The following is a 19,755-nucleotide window of genomic DNA, read 5'->3' on the forward strand; positions in this document are numbered from 1 at the left end:
TACCGATCGCACCGCCGATCGCGATCATCTGGATCTGCCGCGGCTTAAGGTTCTTGTGGTAACCCTTGTCCTCCGCGTGCAGGGAGGTCTCAGACGCATGCGCATGACCACCATCAATAACGTGGTCGAACTCAACCTCTTCATTGGGGTTGTTGGGCATGGGTATTCCTTTCGATCCGGAAAAGATCTTGTTGGATGGGGAAACTTAGAAGACTGACCAACCGGTGCGGTCGGAGAGGTCGGCAAGGGCAGCGGTGCCGGCAAGGGAGTTGCCTTTGGCATCGAGGCGCGGGCTCCACACGCAGATGGCGCACTGGCCCGGGACGATGACCAGGATGCCGCCGCCCACCCCGCTCTTGCCGGGCAGGCCCACCCGGTACGCGAATTCGCCCGCGGCGTCGTACATGCCGCAGGTCAGCATGATGGACCCGATCCGCTTGGCCTCGCTGGGGCTCAGCACCCTGCCGGAGGTCCCCTGGCCGTCATTGGCAAGGAACAGGCCGGCCTTGGCCAGCTGGACGCAGCTCATCATGATGGAGCACTGGCGGACATAGTTCTCCACCACCGATTCCGCCGGCTGGGTGAGGTTGCCGAAGTCCTTCAGGAAATGCGCCAGGGCCAGGTTGCGGCTGCTGCCGGCCAGTTCGCCCGCAGCGGCGGCTTCGTCGATGAACGGGCCGGGGACGGCCGTCCCTTCCTCCGTGCCTGCCTGCCTGGTGAGGAACCGCAGGAGCTGCGTGGCGGCGTCGGGCGTCTCTTCCATCAGGTGGTCCGTGACCACCAGGGCGCCGGCGTTAATGAAGGGATTGCGGGGGATGCCGTGTTCAGCTTCGAGCTGGACCAGCGAATTGAACGCCGTTCCGGAGGGTTCGCGCAGTACGCGCGACCACAGCCGGGCGGAGCGGCTTCCCTGCAGGGCCATGGCCAGGGTGAACACTTTGGAGATGCTCTGGATGGAGAAGGGAACGTCGGCGTCGCCGGAACTGAAGACTTCACCGGAGGTGGTGGCGACGGCGATGCCGAAGCGGTCGAACGGGACCGTGGCCAGGAAGGGGATGTTTCCCGGGACGCCTCCTTCTTTCTTCTGCGGGCGGTGCCGCCGGACGATGTCCCCGAGGAGGAGGCCAAGGGGCGGTGCGCTGAGTGTGGTGCTCATTTCCTGCCTGGATTGTCGTTGGAGGCGGCCCATTCCTGGAGATGGAGCAGGGCCACCAGGGAGTCGCGCGGGTTGCCGAAGTCCAGCCCGGTGACCCGGACCGCCTTGGCAACGCGGTAGTAGACGGTGTTCTTGTGCAGGTTCATCCGTTTGGCGCATTCGGCGACGTCGAAGGAGGCGTCGAAATACGCCTGCAGGGTTGTTGCGAGCTCGGCGTCGTCATGGAGCAATGCGGCCAGGCTGCGGTGGCGGAAAGGGGCATCGTGGAAGTTGCGCACCGCCTGCCGGTACAGGATTTCCGCTTCGAAGTCGTCAACGGTGGCCACCGACCCTGCCTCTGCGCTGCGCACGCAGGCCAGCAGGGCCTCGGTGATTCCGGTGGCGGTGTGGATGGACAGCAGGTCCGGGGCCAGCGGCCCCACCGCGGCGGACGGCGTGATGCCGAGGTGTTTGCGGGCGTCCCGAACGATTGCTTCGGCGAGGGACCGCAGTCCCGCCTCCGCGGTCCCGGACTGCAGGTCCGGCATGATGATGGCGGTGTCACCGTTGAACTGCCCGACGACGGCGGATGCTTTGTAGGCAGCGGCATGGATGGAGGCAAGGTTGGCCAGTTCCCCGTGCTTGAGCGCGGCGTCTTCAGCCCGGGAGTCGGCGTCGGACATGCCGATCAGGAGAAGTGCCGCGGGACGCTCCGACGGGATCTTGCCGCTGTGTGCACTGGCGGCGGCTTCCGCCGGGCCCGACAGGATCCGCGCAATCCGGTCCTCCCGCATGTGGACGGACTGCTGGTTGCGGTAGCGGATGAGTTCGGCGGATACCCGGGCCGCGGACCCGGTGAGCACGTATTCGACGTCCGGGCCGAACCCGTCGCCGGTTTCCTGCAGCCAGATGTACCCCATGATCCGTTCACCGGCGAAGAGCGCGATGGCCACCCGTTCCCGCAGGCCGTCCTGCGGCCTGGCAGGCACCCGCACGGGCTGGCGGGTGCGGTGGAGTTCTCGGTAGGCGCCCAGGTCCTTGAGCAGCAGTTCGTACTTCCTCGGGCCGCGGCGGGACAGGATGGACGCTTTCCGGAGTTCATCGATGTCGTTGGTGACCGTGGAGTAGGCGAGGACCTTGTTGGCCGCATCCTCGACCAGGACATGGCTCGACGTCAGCCGGGCGGTTGTCTGGGCAATGGCGAACAGGTCTTCCTCAAGCAGGGTGAGTACTTCGCGTTCGTAGCTGCGCGGCTGGATCCGGTCCTTGGCAATGGAAAGCAGGCGGTCCCAGTCAGCGGCCGGGTCCACCAGCAGGAGCCCGGAACCGGCGGCGCCGAGGAGCTCTTCGGCCTCGGCGACATCTTCGCGGTTGCCCTTGACCGCCACGACGGGCGGCGGATTGTCCAGGAGGCGGCGGAGGGCAGGCAATGCGGAACGGCCGCGGACGCCGATAAGCAGGACAAATGCCCCGGCGGCGTGGACGCCCTCGTCATCGGCGTCGACGATCAGGAACCGTTCGATATCCGGCGCCGATGGTGCGGGCCGGAGGATGAGGCTGGCGAAGCCAAGCGGAAGATCCGAGAGGATGTCATCCACCGTAACCGCGGCCATGGGTTGTCCTTTTGCATTGGGTCCTGCCGGACGGCTCTGTCCGGTTACCTCATGCTATCCAGCCTGGTGGGGGTGGATTATGGATTCTGTTCCAACTCCCGGGGAGCATTTTTGGTTTCCAGCCCGAGGCGCCGTAGGTCCAGGCGGAAACAGGGTGCCGGGCAGCAATGCCGGAGGCGGACCGGCCGCGCTGGCCCGCCTCCGGCACGGTGGACACATGGCGCCGGCGTCAGATCCAGGCCGGCGCCGCCGGCACCGGGGTGACGGATCCGCCGTCGTGCTGTGCCCTGGTTCCGTCCGTGCCCCGTCCGGTGGCCCACTGGGCGATGGCAGCCAGCGGGCCGGAAACTATGGTGGGCGACGATGCGGCGGTTGTGTCCCCGAACGATAAGGCGGTGCCGTCCACCTGGACCACCAGGTCATTGTCCGTGCCGCGGGCATGCCACGCGTCGGTGATGTCCTTGAGCAGCCGTTCAAGGACGGGCGCGGGGATGTCCTTGAAGGTGGCCCCGTTGACCAGGTCGACGGCGTGGACCCAAACCTCGCGGGTGCGCATCCAGACCGTCTCCTCAGCCGGGACGGTCCTGCCCTGGACGGTCTTGACCTTGTGGTGCCAGGAGTCGGCGGGCAGGTCCCGCCACTCCACGTTCAGGTGCACGGCGGAGTGGTCGAACAGATTCCGCAGCGCGATGGGACTGAGCGTGGCCCCGAAGTCGATCTCGTAGTTGCGGACCTCCACCGACGGGTACATGGGTGTTTCCACGCCAGTGGCCGCCCACTCCACCAGGCGGGAAACCGCCCGGGCGTTGTAGCCCACGTGGGCTACAACGTGGCGGCGGGTCCAGCCCGGCAGCAGCGAGTCCCCGTCCAGCTCCGCGTCGGTGAGCTCGTTGAGCTTGCGGGCGAAGAACGCGGTGCCGCGCCGGGCCTGCAGCAGCCCGTCGAGCAGGACCGGATCGGTGGTTTGGTCGTGCCGGGCAACCATCAGGCTTCCTTGACCACGCGGTTGGTCAGCTGGCCCAGGCCCTCGATGGTGGTCACCAGGACCTGGCCCTCCTGCAGGTAGCGCTTGGGATCCTGGGCGTGGCCCACGCCGCCGGGGGTGCCGGTGGCGATCACGTCGCCCGGGTTCAGGGTGATGATGGTGGAAATGTAGGAGACCAGGAACTCCGGGGTGAACACCAGGTCCGAGGTGGGGGTGCTCTGCTGGACCTCGCCGTCCACGGCCGAGGTCATCAGCGGCCCGGGGGTAAATTCATCCTGGGTCACCAGGGCCGGGCCGAACGGGGTGGACTTCTCCCAGGTCTTGCCCTGCAGCCACTGGATGGTGCGGAACTGGTAGTCGCGCATGGAGATGTCGTTCAGTACGGCGTACCCGGCGATATGCTCTGCGGCCTGCGCTTCGGGGATGCGTCGGCCCTGCTTCCCGATCACGACGGCGAGTTCGGCTTCCCAGTCCACGGTGTCCGATTCCTGCGGCAGGGCCAGGTCGTCGTTGGGCCCGATCAGGGACTCGGCGTACTTGGCGAACAGGGTGGGGTGCGCCGGGACTTCGCGGCCCATCTCCTTGATGTGGTTGCGGTAGTTGTGGCCCACGCAGATGATCTTGCCGGGGGACGGGACGACGGCGGCAAGGTCGGCGCCGGCCACAGGGTGCGTTGCGCCGTTGGCCGCCTTCGCGGTGGTTTCCCAGGCGGGGTCCTGCAGCAGGGCCCCGACGTCGGCGAACCCCGGGATCTCGGTGAGGGTATCGCCGTCCTGGCGGACCGCCGTCGTACGCGCTTCGGTGCCGCCGTTGCCTGTGGAATCGAGGCGGAGGGTGAGGAGTTTCATTACTTGGTGCGTCCTTCGATGTAGGTGCGGTTGAAGTTCAGGCGCTCAAAGATGGGTGCGTCGCTGAACCGGAACAAATCAAACTCAGTCTCGGCCTGCAGGGACCAGGCTGCCCAGGACGGAACCACGAACAGGTCGCCCTTGGCCAGGACCCGGGTTTCGCCGTTGAGGGTCACGGTGCCGGTGCCTTCGAAGACCTGCCAGACGCTGGAGCCCACCTCGCGGACGGTCTCGGTCCCGGCGCCGGCCCGCAGGCGGTGGAACTCCGCGCGGATGGTGGGCATGACGTCCCCGCCGGTGGTGGGGTTGGTGTACCGGATGGCGGCGTGGCCCTGGGACACGGTAGCGGGATGGCCCTCGTCCTCCAGCAGCAGTTGCTCGCGGAGCGCGGCGTCGGTGTACTTCCACCGGTACGCGGCGATGGGGGAGTTGGTGGTGTTCTCCAGGCCGGAGAGCGGGCGCAGGCCGGGGTGGGCCCACAGCCGTTCGGAGCGGGAAATGTCCGGGGTGGCCTCGTCGGTGACGCGTTCGGTGCCGAATTCGAAGAACCCGGCATCGGCGTAGTGCACGAACGGGATGTCCAGGCCGTCGATCCACGCCATGGGCTCGTCGGTGTCGTTGTGGTGGCCGTGGAAGTTCCAGCCCGGGGTGAGGAGGAAATCGCCGCGGGACATCCGGACCGGGTCACCGTTCACCACGGTCCACACGCCCTCACCCTCCACCACGAAGCGGAACGCGTTCTGCGAGTGGCGGTGCTCCGGGGCTGTTTCCCGGCCGCCCAGGTACTGGATCGCGGCCCAGAGGGTGGGGGTGGCGTACGGGGTGCCGGCCAGGCCGGGGTTCGCCAGCGCGATCGCGCGGCGTTCCCCGCCACGGCCCACGGGCACCAGGTCCCCGGCACGGGCAGCCAGCGGGTAGAGATCATCCCACCGCCACACATGCGGCACGGCTTTGGGGGACGGGACCATCGGCATCAGGTCCGCGATCTCCGTCCACAACGGAATCAGGTTTTCTTTATCGAAATCCCGGTACAGCTGCTCAAGCTGGGCAGCTTCCTCGGCGGTGGGCTCCGGGACATGGTGTTCCTGTGCCACGGATTCGTGGGTTTGGTTTTCAGCGCTGATCGACACTGGCCTTCTCCTTGCGTGCGGACTGACTGCGGCGTGGATTCGACCTTAGGGAAGGATGCGCTGTGACCCCCAGTATATTCTGGCTGCCAGAATTTTGGTCCCCCTGTGCGGGTCAGCCGCCTGCTGACCCGTCCGCGGGATTGGCCGCGATGTCCATTTCCAGCTGGCGCTTGGTTTCCATCATGACGCCCACCAGTCCGGCATCGAACAGGGGCCGGAACCTGGCCACCGGAGTGGCCACGCTCAGGGCCCCCACCACCATGCCCCGCCCGTTGTGCAGCGCCATCCCGAAGGCGCTGATTCCCTCCTCGGTGCCCTCGAAATTTGCGGCGAATCCATTGGCCCGGACGGACTCAAGCTCGCGCAGGAAGGCCGGGTACTCGGCGTCGGGGATATAGTCGCCGGTTAGCTCCGCGTTCGGGCTGCGGAACAGCTGGTCCAGTGCCGCCGGTTCCAGCTCGGCCAGGATGGCCTTTCCGCCCGACGCCTTGTGCGCCGGCAGCAGGGTGCCCTGCCGGTCCCCGACCCTGAGGATGTTGGTGCTTTCCACGGTGTCCAGGAAGCGGACTTTGGTGCCCACCCGGATCATGAGGTTCACGGTCTCGTGGGTGCGCGCGCAGAGCAGTTCCATGTGCGGCCGGGAGATGTCCCGCAACTGCCGCGTCCAGCTGAAGCCGGCAGGGCCCGCGCCCATGGCAGGACCCGGAACGTACCGCCTGGTCTCGTCCTGGACCGCGAAACCCCGGTAGACCAGCATGGCCAGGAGCCGGTGCGCCGTGGAGGGCGCCACCCCAAGCTCGGCCGCGGCGTCCTTGAGCCGCAGGCTCCCCACGTCCCGAAGGAGTTGGAGCAGCTGCAGGGCGTTGTCCACTGCTTCGATGGAATAGGTGGGCTTCCGCCGGGCGGGAAGATTCTGCATAACAGAATCTTATGGGCCTCCAAGCGCGCCTGCCAGCACAGTGGTGGGATGAATCACACAACTTCCGCTGCAGCGCCGCAGCGCACGGCCGCCCCCGCCGCGGGTGCAGGCCGTTCCGGGTTTCCCCGGCGTTCCGTGCTCGCCGTGCTGGTGTGCTGGCTGCTGGTCGTTTTCGACGGCTATGACCTGATCGTGTATGGGACGGTCCAGGGCTCGCTCATCAGCGATACCGGCTGGGGCCTGACCAAGGCCACTGCCGGCACCATCGGGTCGATGGCCTTCGTCGGCATGATGATCGGAGCAGTCTTCGCCGGCCGCATGGCCGATACCTGGGGCCGGCGCCGCACCATCATCGGCTGCGCCATAGTGTTCTCCGTCTTCACCATCTTCTGCGCATTCGCCCCCAACGCGCCTGTCTTTGGCGGCCTCCGCCTCCTGGCGGGCGTTGGGCTGGGCGGCCTGGTGCCGTCCGCCAACGCCCTGGTAGCCGAGCTCGTCCCGGAAAAATGGCGCTCCACGATCGCCACGCTCATGATGTCCGGCGTGCCGATCGGCGGCTCCATCGCAGCACTCGTCGGCATCCCGCTGATTCCCGCCTTCGGCTGGCCGGTCATGTTCCTGGTCGCCGTCGTCGCCCTGGTGGTGGTCATTCCGCTGGGCATCCGCTACCTGCCGGAGACGCTGGCACCCGAAGCCGGCGGCAGGACCGGCGGTGCCAGAGACGTCGGGTTCGGCTCCCTTCTTCGGGCACCGTACCTCGGGATCAGCCTGCTGTTCGCCATCGGCACCCTGGTGACCCTCTTCGCCTGGTATGGCCTGGGCACCTGGCTGCCCAACCTCATGCAGCTGGCCGGGTACAACCTCGGGTCCGCCCTGACGTTCGCGTTGGCACTCAACCTTGGGGCCGTTGCGGGCTCGGTGCTGACCGCCTGGGCCGGCACGCGGTTCGGCCCCATCCCCACTGCCATTGCGGCAGCGGCGGTGGCGGCCATCGGACTGCTGGTCCTGGTCACCGGGCCGCCGGTCGCCGTCGTCTATTTCATGCTGGTGCTTGCCGGCGTGGGAACGCACGGCACGCAGTGCCTCATCATCGCCGCCGTGGCCAGCCACTACCCGGCACACCTCCGCGGTACTGCGCTGGGCTGGGCCCTGGGCGTGGGCCGGATCGGGGCCGTGGCCGCACCGCAGGCCGGCGGGCTCCTGCTCGCAGCGGGCCTGGGCGTGAATTCAAACTTCCTGGCCTTTGCCGGAGCAGCAGCCGCAGCGGCAGTCCTGATCGCTGCAGTGGGCATCAAAATCAAGAAATCAACAGCAGTAGGAGTTTCCAATGTCTAACGTCAAAGATTCCACCGATGTCCTGGTGGTGGGTGGCGGCATGGCCGGACTGGCCGGCGCGCTGGCACTGCGCGAAAACGGCGCCGACGTCACCCTGGTTGAGGTGGCACCGGCCTTCGGTGAAGTCGGGGCCGGCCTGCAAATGGCGCCCAACGCCTCCCGCGTCCTCAAGCGCTGGGGCCTGCTGGAAAAGGCGCTGGAAATCGGCGTCCAGCCCAAGCACCTGGTGTTCCGCGACGCGGTCACGGGGGAGGAACTGACCCGCCAGACCCTGGGCGGGGAGTTCGAGGAACGCTACGGCGCCCCCTACGTGGTGATCCACCGCAGCGACCTGCACCGGATCCTGCTCGAAGCATGCCAGGCGGCCGGCGTCACCCTGGTGAACGACGTCCTGGTGCAGAAAGTGGAAACCGGCGGAGACCGGGCCCGCGCCTACAGCGCCAAGGGCGAGGTGTTCGAGGCAGACGCCATCCTGGCAGCGGACGGGCTGAAGTCCACCCTCCGCGCCACCGTTGCCAACGACGGCCCCGTCAACTCGGCCTACGTGGCGTACCGCGGCACCGTGCCCATCACCGAGGAAACCCCCGCCGCGGACCTGGAGGACGTCATCGTCTACCTCGGCCCGAACTGCCACCTGGTCCAGTACCCGCTCCGCAAGGGCCAGCTGCTCAATACCGTGGCAGTGTTCAAGTCCCCGTCTTTTGAGCGTGGAGAAGAGCAGTACGGCGGCGTGGACGAACTCCAGGCGGCCTACAAGGACTGCGTCCCCGCCGTGCAGGAAGCCCTGAAGAACCTGGCCACCGGTATCCGCTGGCCCATGTATGACCGCAACCCGATCGAGAACTGGGTCTCCGGCCGCATGGCGCTGATCGGCGACGCCGCCCACCCGATGCTGCAGTACCTGGCCCAGGGCGCCTGCCAGGCGCTGGAGGACGCGGCCGTCCTGCAGGACGTGTCCCGCGGCAAGGTCTTCACCGCCGGGGGCATCGACGCCGGTGCCTGGGAAGCTGCCTTCCGCGAATTCAATGAGGCCCGCGCCGCCCGGACCGCCCGCGTGCAGCGGACCGCGCGGATCTGGGGGGAATCCTGGCACGTGGACGGCGTGGCACGCGTCCTGCGGAACATGCTGTTCAAGAGCCGCGGCGACAACAACTTCCAGTACAACGACTGGCTGTATGGCCGGAACCAGCCCGGAACCCCGGCGGAGGTTCCGGCCAGCGCAGTGCTGGCAGAGGCCTAAGCACCGCACTCCAAGGGCGGGCGTACGACGGCGGGTGGGCTCCCGCCGTCGTACGCCCACCTTTTGCTTGGGGTGGGCGCGTTTACAACCCGGTGAGACCTGGGGTCCTGCCGTTCACCGCGAAGAAGGCGTTGAGGAGTAGTTCCCCCGTGTCCACTACCGGGGCGCGGGGCCTGTGGACTCGCGGATGGTCAGGTGCGTGGGCATGACCGCGAGCTGGCGGCTGGCATTGCCCGCAAGCGGGTTGAGTTGCGCCAGCAGCATGGACACTGCAACCCTTCCGGCCTGCTCAATGGGACTTGAGATGGTGGTCAGCGGGGGATTGCAGAAGTCCGCGCCGAAAATGTCATCCGAACCAACGATGCTCATGTCGGCCGGAACCCTGATGCCACGGGCCTGCAGCCGCTGGAGCATGCCGATGGCCAGCAGGTCGTTGAACACAATGCACGCCGTGGCCCCCGTCCTGACCGCGGCATCCGCCGCCGCCGCCCCCGACGTCGTCTTGGGCGTGTACGGGCCGATCCGGTGCACCTCCATCCCCCGCTTCGTCGCGTCCTCCTCGAAGACCTTCCAGCGCATCTGGTTGGACCACGAGGTAGGTGGCCCCGCCACATAGCAGACCTTGTGGTGGCCCAGCGATGCAAGGTGCTCCAGGGCCTGGATGATGGCGGACGGCGTATCGATCATCACCGTGGGTGCGCTGGTGGAAGCGCGGTTGAAGGTCACCAGGGGCTGTGACTGCGAAACCTCCGCCAGCTGGGCATCGGTCAGGCGCGAGGCGGCCAGGATGAATCCATCTGCGGACTTGCGCATCTTATGCAGCGCATCGAGTTCCATTTCGCTGGATTCCTCGGTGTCCACCAGGAGCTGGGTCACGCCCGCAGCCTTCAGTTGGTGCTGCGTGCCCCGGATGATGTCGAAGTAGAACGGATTGGTAATGTCGGGCACCAGCACGGCCACGGCATTGGTCCGTCCCGAGCTCAGTCCCCGCGCCTGCGAGCTCGGAACGTAGTTCAGTTCCGCGGCGGCCTCTTCGATCCGCAGCCGCGTCCTGGGGTTCACCCTGTCGGGCCGCGCGAGCGCCCGGGATACCGTGGACGTGGCAACGCCGGCCAGTTCCGCCACATCGCGGATAGTGGGTGGCCGCTCCTGGCGGGTTGCCGCTCTTGAGCTTCCCCTGGTGGTGTCTGCGGCCCCTGAATCAGCCATGGCACTGGACCTTTCACTACTGGCTGGACCAACCGCCACGGCAAAATTTCCGCCGGCGTGCCCTGACTTCCGATGCATCAATCTGAGCACTGATGGCAATTTTTGGCAACCGCTTGCCACCGTCTTGCCATCTTCCTAGACTGGCTCTCGAGTCGCCTGCAGTGATTTCCGCCACAGGACGGATGTGGCCATGCGGGTGTCCTAGAGGAGAAAAACAATGAGGTTTAAATCGACTACTGGGCTCGCGGCAATAGTCACGGCTGCAGCACTCGCCCTGACCGGTTGTGGATCCGGGGGCTCCGGCAACAGCGGAGGCTCGACCAACGCGAATGGGAAAGTGGACGGCACGGGCAAGACCCTCAACGTCCTGGTCGGCGTCCTGAGCCAGTACCCCGAACAGCAGAAACAGTGGCAGAGCGATATCGCCGCCAAGTTCAAGGCTGAGACCGGCGCCGACGTGAAGTTCGAGACCTTCGCCTCGGCCAATGACGAGCTCACCCGGATCCAGACCTCGGTCGTATCGGGCCAAGGGCCTGACATCTATGGGCTGGGCACCACCTTCACGCCGACTGCCTACGCCACCAAGGCCTTCGTGACCCTCTCGGACGACGACTGGAAGGCCGTGGGCGGCAAGGACCGCTTCAACCAGGCCGCCCTCGGCATTTCAGGACCGGACAAGGACCACCAGGCCGGCATCCCCTTCGTCAGCCGTCCGTTCGTGATGGCATATAACAAGGACCTGCTGGCCGCTGCCGGCATCGACAAGCCGGCCACAAGCTGGGACGAGCTGGCAGCCCAGGCCAAGAAGATGACCAAGGGCGACACGTACGGCATCGCCACCGGCTACAAGGACAACTACGACCCCTGGAAGTTCATCTGGGCCATGGCCGTGCAGGCCGGCAACCCGCTGGTTGACGGCAACAAGCTGAAGATGGACGATCCCACCGTCAAGAAGGCCTACGAAACGTACTTCGGCTGGCTGACCAACGACAAGGTTGTTGACCCCGCCTCCGTGGGCTGGAGCAACAGCAACGCCGTGGCAGCTTTCGCCAGCGGCAAGGCCGGTTACCTGATGATGACCACCTCCAGCTCCATCCCCACACTCGACAAGTCGGCAGTTGCCGGCAAGTACGAATACACACTGATGCCCACCATCGCCCCGGGTGAGACGCAGTCCAAGTCCGACAGCGACGCCGCCAGCATCCTCTCGGGCGACAACCTCGTGGTGGCCGACTACTCCAAGCAGAAGGACCTTGCCTTTGCCTACATCAAGCTGATCACCTCCAAGGATGAGCAGCTGAACTACCAAAAGATCTTCGGCGACCTGCCTGCAAACGCCGAAGCCCTGGCCAGCCTGACGGACCCCAAGCTCAAGCCGCTCGCCGACGCCGCCGCCAAGTCCAAGGCCACTCCGTTCACCGGCGCCTGGGGCGATATCCAGCTGGGACTCCTTAACGTCACCGTCCAGTCCGTCCCTGACCTGGCCGCCGGCAAGGTGGACGAGTCCGCCCTCGAACAAAGGATCAAGGACGCCCAGAACAAGGGCCAGGCTTCCCTGGACCGGGCCTCCAAAGGATAGGTTCTGATGTCGACCGACGCCTCCCATGAAGTCCGGCCTGCGGCGGATACCGCCGCGGGCCGGGCGCCCCGCCCCGCCGACGACACAGGACGCCAGCCCGGACACAAGGGCGGACTGCGCCGCAAGGGCCTGAGCGAACGCAACCGCCCGCTATGGATGCTGATCCCGGGCGGAGCCCTGATGATCATCATCATCGTGGTCCCGCTGCTGCTGGGCATCTACATGTCCGTCCTGAACCTGGACCAGTACACCCTGCGGAAGTGGATCAGCTCGCCGTTCATCGGAGTGGAAAACTTCGTTGAAGCGGTGACGGACTCCCCGTTGCTGCACTCCGTCTGGCTCAGCGTCAGCTACTCGCTGCTGGCCATGGTGGTGACCCTGCCGCTGGGCATCGCCGCGGCCGTGGCCACCCAGAACGCGTTCAAAGGCCGGGCAGTCATCCGCTCGATCTTCCTGATTCCGTACGTCCTGCCGTCCTTCGTAGTAGCCACCGTCTGGCGGACCATGCTCCAGCCCGGCGGGATCGTGGATGAAGCCCTTGCCACGGTGGGCATCCACGTAGGCCTGTGGCTCAACGGGCCGCAGACCTTCTGGACGCTGGTCCTGGTCCAGATCTGGGCTTCCTGGCCGTTTATCTACCTCCTGGCCCTTTCCGGCCTTCAGTCCGTAGACCACGAGGTGCACGAAGCCTCGGCCTTGGACGGCGCGCTGTGGTGGAACAAGCTCCGTTACGTGGTGTTCCCCTACCTGAAGGGCCCGCTGGCCCTGGCCTTCCTGATCGGGATGCTGCACCACATCAACAACTTCACCCTCCCGTTCGTGCTGTTCGGCGTTCCGGCGCCGGCCGACGTCGAGGTCCTGCCCATCCTGACCTACGTCACCAGCTTCCAGAGCTTCCGCTTTGGCCTGAGCGCCGCGATGGCCTTCATCTCCCTGGTCCTCATCGCCATTCCGCTGTTCGTCTACCTCCGTGCCGTCAAGCTTGACGACGCCGAATCACCTGGAGCAAAGAAATGAGCACCACGACAGCCACCAGGCAGGGCACGGCGGCCTTCCACGTCGACCGTCCCGGTTCCCACCGCCAGCATGAGGTCCTGCGGCTGCTGCCCACCCCTTTGCTGATCTTCGTCCTGGTCTTCCTCGGCGTCCTGGTCCTGACTCCTGTGCTGTACATCTTCCTGGCCTCGGTCAACTCGGACATCGGGGTGGCCAACGGCGAGTTCTGGCCGTCCTCGGTCACATTCGACAACTACTCGAAGATCTGGACCAGCGTGGGCCTGGCCACCGGCCTCACCAACAGCGTCCTGGTGGCGGGAGCAACAGCCGTCGTCTCGGCGGCGCTGTCCGTGTCCACCGCGTTCGTGCTGGTCCGCTACAGCTTCCGGGGCAGGCTGACCATCCTGCGCGGCCTACTGGCACTGCAGTCCGTTCCCGGAACACTGATGGTGCTGCCGGTCTTCGTGCTCTTTTCCTCAGCCGCCACCTACCTTGGGATCCAGGTCATCGGAACCCAATGGGGCCTGTTCGTCACCTACCTGACGTTCGCCATGCCGTTCTCCACCTGGGTGATGGTCACCTACCTGCGCGGGCTTCCCAAGGAACTGGAAGAAGCAGCAAGGATCGACGGCGCGTCCAACCTGGGAGTGCTGTTCCGGATCATCCTGCCGCTGAGCTGGCCCGGCATCGTTGTCTCCGGCATCTTCGCCTTCCTTCTCGGCTGGAACGACGTCCTCTTCGCCTCGGTGATGACACGGCCGGAAAGCCAGACCGCCGCCGTCGCGCTCCAGATCTTTGGTGCCTCCCAGGAAGGCGGCGCCATCCCTTACTACGGCCAGATGATGGCGGCGGCGCTGGTATGTGCCGCTCCGGTGGTCATTCTCTACCTGATTTTCCAGCGTTACCTAGTAGGCGGGCTGACCGCCGGAGGAGTTAAATAACCATGGTTTCGACCACGCAGACCACGTGGCAGCTGTCAGGCTTCGGCGACGAGATCGACGACGACCCCGCAATCCAGATCGCCGTGCTGCAGGCCCTCGGCGCCAACCACATCGAGGTCCGCAGCGCGTGGGGTACCAACATCGTGGACCTCAGCAACGAACAGCTCCAGGCCCTCGCGTCCCTGCTGAAGGAAAAGGGCATGAAGGTCTCGGCCATCGCCTCCCCGATTGGCAAGGTGGATGTCAGCCTTCCCGTGGAGCACGAGGTGGAACGGCTGCGCCGCGCGGTCAACGCCGCCAAAGTCCTGGATGCACGGTACATCCGGATCTTCTCCTTCTACTACGGGGAATCCGTACAGGTGGAGAGCATCCGCGACGCCGTCATGGAGCGGATGCGGGCGCTCGCCGGGGTGGCCGAGGAAGGCGGGGTGATCCTCCTGCACGAGAACGAGAAGGACATCTTCGGGGATGTCCCGGACCGCGTGCTGGACATTATTGAGACCGTCAATTCGCCGGCCCTTAAGGTCGCCTGGGACGCCGCGAACTTCGTCCAGGTGGGGGTCAAGCCCTTCGACGAGGGGTACGCCAAGCTCCGCCCGCACCTTGAATACCTGCAGGTTAAAGATGCGTTGTTCGAAAATGGCCACGTGGTCCCGGCCGGTGAAGGGGACGGGGACGTCCTCCGCACCGTCGAGGCGCTGAAGGCTGACCGGTACCAGGGCTTCGCGTCCCTGGAGCCGCACCTGGCGGGGGCACATGGCCTGGGCGGGTTCTCCGGTCCCACCGCCTTCGGCATCGCCGCACGCGCTTTCGCAAAAGTCACCGCAGAAGCAGGAGTCCAGACCGCATGAGTACCTTGAACGTAGCCATCACGGGGTGCGGCGTCATTGGCCGCACCCACGCCGTAGCCCTCCAGTCGTTTCCCGAGGCCCGGATCGTCGCCCTCGTCGACGCCATCCCGGCGGCAGCGGAATCCCTCGCGGACTTCATTGAAAAGAACGGCGGCGAACGGCCGCCGCAGTTCAGTTCCCTGGCCGAAGCTTTCGCGGCTGAGGACATCGACCTCGTGGCATTGGCCACCCCCAGCGGCCTCCACATCCAACAGGGCCTGGAGGTCCTGGCCGCCGGCAAGCACGTGGTGATCGAGAAGCCACTGGATGTGGATCTCACCAGGGCCCAGGAGATCGAGGCCGCAGCAAAGGAAGCCGCGGAAAAGGGCATCATCGCCTCGGTCATCAGCCAGCACCGGTTCGACCAGTCCAGCGTCGCTGTCGCGGACGCCGTGGCGAAAGGCCGCTTCGGCCGGCTGACGTCAGCCATCGCCTCCGTGGCCTGGTGGCGCAGCCAGGGCTACTACGATTCCGGTGACTGGCGCGGCACCTGGTCCATGGACGGTGGCGGCGCCTTGATGAACCAGGGCGTCCACACCGTGGACCTGCTCCTCTGGTTCATGGGGCGCCCTGTGGAGATCCACGCACACACGGCACGGCTCGCCCACGAACGGATTGAGGTGGAGGACACCGCCGTTGCCACCATCACCTTCGAAAACGGCGGCCTGGCCGTCCTTCACGCCACCACCGCGGCCTACCCCGGTTTGACGGTGCGCGTCCAGCTGATGGGATCCGAAGGCTCGGCCGTGGTGGACAACGACCGGCTGGAGTACTTCCACAGCAAGGACGCCGGCGGTGAATCGGCGGACATGGGCCTGCAGGGCGGCGGCAACCAGGCGGAAGAAGAACTGGCCAAGTATCCCGAGGAAGACTACAAGGCGGCGGACCCCACCACGTACCCCGCCGGGCACGTGCGGCAATACCGCGACATCCTGGCCGCCATCGCCGGCGGACGCCAGCCGGGCGTCACCGTCAGCGACGCCGTCAACGCGCTCGCTGCGGTGCGTTCCGTCTACGTGTCTGCCACCCTGGGCCAGCCCGTCCTCTTCGACGACGTTCTGGCAGGCAAGTACAACGACCTCGAAGTCCGCACCGGCAACACCGCGGCAGAAAGTGCCTGAAGCAATGAAGTTTTCAGTATTTACGGCATCAACCCCCGACTGGACTCCCGAAGAAGCAGTGAAGCACCTCGCCGACCAAGGCTGGGACGGCGTCGAATGGCGCATCACCGACCAGGGCGACGCCGCAGAACCGGGCTTCTGGGCCGGCAACAGGGCCACGGTCCCGCTTACCGGGATGGAAGACCACCTGGACCGCATCGCCAGCCTCACCAGCGATGCTGGCCTGGAGTTCTCCGGGATTGGCGGGTACGCACGGTGCGACAACCACGCGGACGTGGACCGCATGTTGGCCGCCACGGCCCGGCTGGGCGCGGAGAAGGTCAGGGTGACCACGCTTCCGCTGGGGACTGCGGCATGGGGCAACGAACCGGCCAGCGGCACGCCCTACCCGGAACTCTTTGCCGCAGCCCGCCGCGATTTCGAGTGGATCGCCGAACGGGCTGCGCACCACGGCGTCAAGGCACTTGTGGAGCTGCACCACCGGACCATCACCGCTTCCGCGTCGTCCGCGCTGCGGCTGCTGGACGGACTGGACCCCCGGCACGTGGGCGTTATCCACGACCTGGGGAACCTGCTTATCGAAGGGCAGGAGGACTACCTTCCCGCCTTCGAGCTCCTGGGCGACTACCTGGCACACGTGCACGTCAAGAACGCGGTCTGGGTCAACAGCGGCGAAACCGATGAGTCCGGCGCCGCCGTCTACCGCAATGAGTGGGCCCCACTCCGCTCGGGCCAGGGCAGCGTGCTGCAGTACTTCAAGGCGCTCGCGGCCTTCGGCTATGACGGGTGGGTCACCGTGGAGGACTTCTCCACCGAGCTACCCCTGGCCGAGCGTACGGCGGACAACCTCGAGTACCTTCGCTCCACGGCTGCCCTGGCAGGCCTCTCCGTCCCGGCCAGGAGGCGTTGAGCAATGGGCCAGCCAATAGCGGACCACCCGGACCGGCTGCTGCCGGCTGATCCCGGTGTCCGGGAGGTTGCCCGGTCCCTCTTCAAAAGGGTGGAGGGGCTGCCGATCATATCCCCGCACGGACACGTGGACGCGGCGGTCATCGAACAGAACACTCCCTTCCCTGATCCTGCCGCGCTCCTGGTCACTCCGGACCACTACGTCACCCGGTTGATCCATGCCGGCGGGGTCCCCATGGACCAGCTGGGGCTTGGCGGCCAGCCTGCTGATTCACGGCAGGTGTGGCGCCGCTTCTGCGAAGCGTGGCCCAACTTCGAGGGAACGGCGTCCGGGTACTGGATCCGGCAGGAGTTCGCCCAAGTGTTCGGGTTGCAGGAGGAGCCGTCCGCGGACAACGCCGACCGGCTCTACGACGCCCTGCAGGCCAAACTTTCGGAGCCCGGTTTCCGCCCGCGCGAGCTGTTCAAGGAATTCAACATCGAGGTCCTGGCCACCACGGATGACCCGCTGGACACCCTGGACAGCCACGCAGCGCTGCAGGCGGATCCTGCCTTCGCAGGCAGGGTGCTGCCCACCTTCCGGCCGGACCAGTACCTGAACATGGCGCATCCGGCGTGGCAGGACAACGTGGAGCGCCTCATCAGCGCCGCAGGGGAGGGCGCCACCGGCTACGCCGGCTACATCAAGGCGCTCGAAGCCAGGCGGCGGCACTTCGTGGACCGGGGCGGGGTGTCCGCCGACCACGGCGTGTTCACCCCGGCCACCCTCAAACTGGACGACGGCGAGGCGGAGCGGCTTTTCGAGCTCGGCCGCACCGGCCAGGCAGGGCCGCGGGAACGGGATGCCTTCGAGGCCCACATGCTGTACCAGATGGCCAGGATGTCGGTGGAGGACGGCCTGGTGATGACCATCCACCCGGGCTCGTTCCGCAACCACCACACGCCCACCTTCGAGGCTTTCGGAGCCGACACGGGTCATGACATTCCGGTGGCGGTCAACTACACGGAGGCCGTCCGGCCGCTGCTGCAGGACTTCGGCACGGCCAAGGACTTCCACCTGGTCCTCTTCACGCTCGATGAGACGGTGTTCTCCCGGGAGCTGGCGCCGTTGGCCGGGTTCTACCCGTCGGTGTACCTGGGGGCACCGTGGTGGTTCCTGGACGCTCCGGACGCGATGCTGCGCTTCCGGTCGGCGGTGACGGAGACGGCGGGCTTCTCGCGGTCCTCGGGCTTTATCGACGACACCCGCGCCTTCTGCTCCATCCCTGCCCGGCACGATACGGCGCGGCGGATCGAGGCCTCCTTCCTGGCACGCCTGGTGGCCGAGCACCGGATCACCGAGGACCGGGCCCAGGAACTGATTGTCGACATCGTGGATGCTTCACCGCGGCGGGTGTTCAAGCTGTGAGCGCTGTCCCGCCCGCCCCGGGTGCACTGCCGGTCCTGGACCGCACCCTGAAGCCGCTGCCCACGGCGCCGGTGCGGATCGTGCACCTTGGCCTGGGCGCGTTCCACCGGTCCCACCAGGCCTGGTACACCCAGCACGCCGGTGACGCGGGGGAGTGGGGGATCGCGGCGTTCACCGGCCGCCGCCCGGATGCCGCCGAGGCGCTGTCCGCCCAGGACTGCCTGTACACCTTGGTGGAGCGTTCGGCAGCCGGGGACAGCTTCGAGGTTATCGGCAGCATTGTCGAGGCGGTGGACGGGGCCGACGTGGGCCGTCTGTGCGAGCTTCTGGCGGCGAAAGAAACGGCGATCGTCACGCTGACCATCACCGAGGCAGCCTACGGGCTGGCGGCGGATGGAAGGTTCGACGCCGACGCGCCGGCTGTCGCGGAAGACCTCCGGGCGCTGTCGGCAGCAGCGTCCGGGGGAACAGGACCAGGGGAGGCAGGGGTGCCCGGCACGCCGCTGGGCCGGCTGGTGCTTGCCCTCGCCCGGCGCCGCGACAGCGGCGCGGGACCCCTCGCCGTCGTCAGCTGCGACAATCTTTCGGCCAACGGCGAGGTAGCCCGCCGTGCCGTCCTGGGCCTGGCCGGGGCCTGGGGCCAAGGCCTGGCGGAGTGGATCGACGCCAACGTCAGCTTTGTCAGTACCTCGGTGGACCGCATTACTCCCCGCGCCACGGACGCGGATACCACGGAAGTGGCCGAACAATGCGGCTACCGCGACAGCTCGCCGGTGGTGGCCGAACCGTTCCGCAACTGGGTGCTCAGCGGTGATTTCCCGGCCGGCAGGCCGCGCTGGGAGGACGCCGGTGCCGTGGTTGTCGATGACATCGAGCCGTATGAGAACCGCAAACTGTGGCTGCTCAACGGTTCACACTCGATCCTGGCCTACGCCGGGCAGCTCCGCGGCCACGCAACGGTGGCCGAAGCCCTATCCGATCCGGTGTGCCGGAAGGCAGTGGAGGAATTCTGGGACGAGGCGGCAAACCACTTGACCGCTGCCGGGCTGGACATCCCGCAGTACCGGCAGGCCCTGCTGGACCGGTTCGGCAATGCCCGCATCGCCCACCGGCTGGCTCAGATCGCGGCCGACGGGACCACCAAGCTGCGCATGCGCGCCGTCCCGGTCCTGATGGCGGAACGGGCCGCAGGCCGCCGCGGCAGCGGCAGCGCACTGATGCTTGCCGCATGGATCGACTACGCCGGCTCCGGCGCCGAATTCCAGGACCCGCTGGCCGCAGACATCAGGGCAGCCAACGCCGTGCCCGGCACCGGAAGGATCCAGGCACTGCTCCGCCTGGTCAGCGCCGGCCTCGCCGAGGACCCGCAAATCCTTGCCCTGGTCTCAGCCTTGTCCGGAACCCTCAGCGCCAACCCGGCCGGCTCCGCCACCCCCGCACACACGTGAACGCAGGTTGCACCGCCAACCCCATCCCCTTGGAAGGAACAATAAATCC

At 66.8% G+C, this 19,755-nt stretch carries 17 protein-coding genes and 1 pseudogene; 10 read left to right on the forward strand and 8 right to left on the reverse strand.

The annotated features are described in order from the left end of the window. The 7 genes and pseudogenes from PUN71_RS17160 to PUN71_RS17190 all read right to left on the reverse strand — a co-directional run. Window positions 1-160 (reverse strand): annotated as a pseudogene (locus PUN71_RS17160) (amino acid permease); the annotation flags it as partial. 45 nt (window positions 161-205) lie between these two features. Then, a complete protein-coding gene (locus PUN71_RS17165; RefSeq protein WP_277799385.1) occupies window positions 206-1,156 on the reverse strand; it encodes a glutaminase in 951 nt (316 codons plus the stop codon). Then, window positions 1,153-2,748: a PucR family transcriptional regulator gene (locus PUN71_RS17170; protein WP_277799386.1), complete on the reverse strand. Its 1,596-nt coding sequence runs from the start codon at window positions 2,746-2,748 to the stop codon at window positions 1,153-1,155. The genes PUN71_RS17165 and PUN71_RS17170 overlap by 4 nt, the downstream gene beginning before the upstream one ends. 229 nt (window positions 2,749-2,977) lie before the next feature. Further along, entirely contained in the window at window positions 2,978-3,733 is a 756-nt protein-coding gene (locus PUN71_RS17175) for a maleylpyruvate isomerase family mycothiol-dependent enzyme (protein ID WP_277799387.1), read from the reverse strand. Further along, window positions 3,733-4,581, reverse strand: coding sequence for a fumarylacetoacetate hydrolase family protein (locus tag PUN71_RS17180; RefSeq protein WP_043455971.1), 849 nt, complete (start codon window positions 4,579-4,581; stop codon window positions 3,733-3,735). The genes PUN71_RS17175 and PUN71_RS17180 overlap by 1 nt, the downstream gene beginning before the upstream one ends. Continuing rightward, entirely contained in the window at window positions 4,581-5,711 is a 1,131-nt protein-coding gene (locus PUN71_RS17185) for a cupin domain-containing protein (protein WP_277799388.1), read from the reverse strand. The genes PUN71_RS17180 and PUN71_RS17185 overlap by 1 nt, the downstream gene beginning before the upstream one ends. Window positions 5,712-5,823: 112 nt before the next feature. After that, entirely contained in the window at window positions 5,824-6,630 is an 807-nt protein-coding gene (locus tag PUN71_RS17190) for an IclR family transcriptional regulator (protein ID WP_277799389.1), read from the reverse strand. A 48-nt stretch (window positions 6,631-6,678) separates the two neighbouring features. On the opposite strand from PUN71_RS17190, the gene PUN71_RS17195 reads away from it, so the two are divergent. Together PUN71_RS17195 and PUN71_RS17200 are read left to right on the forward strand one after the other, a co-directional pair. Next, on the forward strand, window positions 6,679-7,965 hold the full coding sequence (locus PUN71_RS17195; protein ID WP_277799390.1) for an MFS transporter: 1,287 nt from the start codon (window positions 6,679-6,681) through the stop codon (window positions 7,963-7,965). Next, window positions 7,958-9,205, forward strand: coding sequence for an FAD-dependent oxidoreductase (locus PUN71_RS17200; RefSeq protein ID WP_277799391.1), 1,248 nt, complete (start codon window positions 7,958-7,960; stop codon window positions 9,203-9,205). Before PUN71_RS17195 ends, PUN71_RS17200 begins: the two co-directional genes overlap by 8 nt. Before the next feature lie 156 nt (window positions 9,206-9,361). On the opposite strand, the gene PUN71_RS17205 is transcribed toward PUN71_RS17200, so the two are convergent. Beyond that, window positions 9,362-10,414 carry a LacI family DNA-binding transcriptional regulator gene (locus tag PUN71_RS17205; RefSeq protein ID WP_277799392.1) on the reverse strand — a complete coding sequence of 351 codons (1,053 nt, stop codon included), beginning with the start codon at window positions 10,412-10,414 and terminating at the stop codon, window positions 9,362-9,364. Between the two features lie 217 nt (window positions 10,415-10,631). On the opposite strand from PUN71_RS17205, the gene PUN71_RS17210 reads away from it, so the two are divergent. Genes PUN71_RS17210 through PUN71_RS17245 form a run of 8 tightly spaced genes read left to right on the forward strand, consistent with a single transcriptional unit; the run spans window position 10,632 to window position 19,706 of the window. Further along, window positions 10,632-11,993, forward strand: a complete 1,362-nt coding sequence (locus tag PUN71_RS17210) for an ABC transporter substrate-binding protein (RefSeq protein WP_205622307.1) — start codon at window positions 10,632-10,634, stop codon at window positions 11,991-11,993. Window positions 11,994-11,999: 6 nt separating this feature from the next. After that, window positions 12,000-13,010, forward strand: a complete 1,011-nt coding sequence (locus tag PUN71_RS17215) for a carbohydrate ABC transporter permease (RefSeq protein ID WP_277799393.1) — start codon at window positions 12,000-12,002, stop codon at window positions 13,008-13,010. Further along, the gene (locus PUN71_RS17220; RefSeq protein WP_043455961.1) at window positions 13,007-13,930 is read left to right on the forward strand and encodes a carbohydrate ABC transporter permease; all 924 of its coding nucleotides are present in this window, start codon (window positions 13,007-13,009) and stop codon (window positions 13,928-13,930) included. The genes PUN71_RS17215 and PUN71_RS17220 overlap by 4 nt, the downstream gene beginning before the upstream one ends. Window positions 13,931-13,932: 2 nt before the next feature. Continuing rightward, on the forward strand, window positions 13,933-14,781 hold the full coding sequence (locus tag PUN71_RS17225; RefSeq protein WP_277799394.1) for a sugar phosphate isomerase/epimerase family protein: 849 nt from the start codon (window positions 13,933-13,935) through the stop codon (window positions 14,779-14,781). Further along, window positions 14,778-15,941: a Gfo/Idh/MocA family protein gene (locus PUN71_RS17230; RefSeq protein ID WP_043455958.1), complete on the forward strand. Its 1,164-nt coding sequence runs from the start codon at window positions 14,778-14,780 to the stop codon at window positions 15,939-15,941. The genes PUN71_RS17225 and PUN71_RS17230 overlap by 4 nt, the downstream gene beginning before the upstream one ends. Window positions 15,942-15,945: 4 nt before the next feature. Beyond that, window positions 15,946-16,851, forward strand: a complete 906-nt coding sequence (locus PUN71_RS17235) for a sugar phosphate isomerase/epimerase family protein (RefSeq protein WP_277799395.1) — start codon at window positions 15,946-15,948, stop codon at window positions 16,849-16,851. Between the two features lie 3 nt (window positions 16,852-16,854). Then, window positions 16,855-18,258 (forward strand): glucuronate isomerase, encoded by a 1,404-nt coding sequence (gene uxaC / locus PUN71_RS17240; RefSeq protein WP_277799396.1) that lies wholly within the window; start codon window positions 16,855-16,857, stop codon window positions 18,256-18,258. Next, window positions 18,255-19,706, forward strand: a complete 1,452-nt coding sequence (locus PUN71_RS17245; protein WP_277799397.1) for a mannitol dehydrogenase family protein — start codon at window positions 18,255-18,257, stop codon at window positions 19,704-19,706. Before uxaC ends, PUN71_RS17245 begins: the two co-directional genes overlap by 4 nt. The last annotated feature ends 49 nt before the right edge of the window (window positions 19,707-19,755 follow it).

Origin of the sequence: Arthrobacter sp. NQ7 (genome assembly GCF_029581595.2) — a bacterium.
GTDB classification, from domain to species: domain Bacteria; phylum Actinomycetota; class Actinomycetes; order Actinomycetales; family Micrococcaceae; genus Arthrobacter; species Arthrobacter phenanthrenivorans_B.

Excerpts from the sequence above, each read along its gene's own strand:
- PUN71_RS17180 (WP_043455971.1), bottom strand. The coding sequence starts at position 4,581 with ATGAAACTCCTCACCCTCCGCCTCGATTCCACAGGCAACGGCGGCACC.
- PUN71_RS17230 (WP_043455958.1), top strand. The coding sequence starts at position 14,778 with ATGAGTACCTTGAACGTAGCCATCACGGGGTGCGGCGTCATTGGCCGC.
- PUN71_RS17195 (WP_277799390.1), top strand. The coding sequence starts at position 6,679 with ATGAATCACACAACTTCCGCTGCAGCGCCGCAGCGCACGGCCGCCCCC.
- PUN71_RS17175 (WP_277799387.1), bottom strand. The coding sequence starts at position 3,733 with ATGGTTGCCCGGCACGACCAAACCACCGATCCGGTCCTGCTCGACGGG.
- uxaC (WP_277799396.1), top strand. The coding sequence starts at position 16,855 with ATGGGCCAGCCAATAGCGGACCACCCGGACCGGCTGCTGCCGGCTGAT.
- PUN71_RS17205 (WP_277799392.1), bottom strand. The coding sequence starts at position 10,414 with ATGGCTGATTCAGGGGCCGCAGACACCACCAGGGGAAGCTCAAGAGCG.
- PUN71_RS17200 (WP_277799391.1), top strand. The coding sequence starts at position 7,958 with ATGTCTAACGTCAAAGATTCCACCGATGTCCTGGTGGTGGGTGGCGGC.
- PUN71_RS17190 (WP_277799389.1), bottom strand. The coding sequence starts at position 6,630 with ATGCAGAATCTTCCCGCCCGGCGGAAGCCCACCTATTCCATCGAAGCA.
- PUN71_RS17235 (WP_277799395.1), top strand. The coding sequence starts at position 15,946 with ATGAAGTTTTCAGTATTTACGGCATCAACCCCCGACTGGACTCCCGAA.
- PUN71_RS17170 (WP_277799386.1), bottom strand. The coding sequence starts at position 2,748 with ATGGCCGCGGTTACGGTGGATGACATCCTCTCGGATCTTCCGCTTGGC.
- PUN71_RS17165 (WP_277799385.1), bottom strand. The coding sequence starts at position 1,156 with ATGAGCACCACACTCAGCGCACCGCCCCTTGGCCTCCTCCTCGGGGAC.
- PUN71_RS17215 (WP_277799393.1), top strand. The coding sequence starts at position 12,000 with ATGTCGACCGACGCCTCCCATGAAGTCCGGCCTGCGGCGGATACCGCC.
- PUN71_RS17210 (WP_205622307.1), top strand. The coding sequence starts at position 10,632 with ATGAGGTTTAAATCGACTACTGGGCTCGCGGCAATAGTCACGGCTGCA.
- PUN71_RS17220 (WP_043455961.1), top strand. The coding sequence starts at position 13,007 with ATGAGCACCACGACAGCCACCAGGCAGGGCACGGCGGCCTTCCACGTC.
- PUN71_RS17225 (WP_277799394.1), top strand. The coding sequence starts at position 13,933 with ATGGTTTCGACCACGCAGACCACGTGGCAGCTGTCAGGCTTCGGCGAC.